Origin of the sequence: Pseudoramibacter alactolyticus ATCC 23263 (genome assembly GCF_000185505.1) — a bacterium.
GTDB classification, from domain to species: domain Bacteria; phylum Bacillota; class Clostridia; order Eubacteriales; family Eubacteriaceae; genus Pseudoramibacter; species Pseudoramibacter alactolyticus.
Genome location: NZ_GL622397.1, coordinates 1 through 507, shown reverse-complemented (window position 1 = coordinate 507; position 507 = coordinate 1). Strand labels below are relative to the sequence as shown.

Genomic DNA, 507 nt, shown 5'->3' with positions numbered 1-507 from the left:
ACCGGCAGCTCTCCTGTGCGAGCTACCTCGGCAACGAGGTCGTAAGGAGCCTGCAGCTCTTTGGCCGCAACATAGAGCTCGTCGGGAGACATGCTGCTCAACCGCGCCATTTCGGCACGGATGGTACGCAGGTGACGGACGGCCTCGGAAACATCTCCGGTGCCCGCCTCTCCCTTAGATCGGATCATCGCAGCGCCCTCGGTGATGCGGCGCAGAGCCTCGCCCAGGTTCGTCGCCCCACACACGAAGGGGACGCCAAAGGCCCACTTATCGATGTGATTGGCGTAGTCAGCCGGGCTAAGCACTTCCGACTCATCGATAAAGTCCACCTTGAGGGACTCGAGCACTTGGGCCTCGACGAAGTGGCCGATCCTGGCTTTGGCCATGACAGGGATGGAGACAGCCTCGATGATGCCCTCGATAAGGTCGGGGTCGCTCATCCTTGCCACGCCACCCTGAGCTCGGATATCGGCAGGGACTCTTTCTAGGGCCATAACGGCACAAGCT

The 507-nt window shown here is 61.3% G+C and carries 1 protein-coding gene; it reads right to left on the bottom strand.

Annotated elements, in window-relative coordinates; genetic code table 11:
• The coding region (locus tag HMPREF0721_RS11335; protein ID WP_006599939.1) for a beta/alpha barrel domain-containing protein at positions 1-507 on the bottom strand (507 nt) is incomplete at both ends.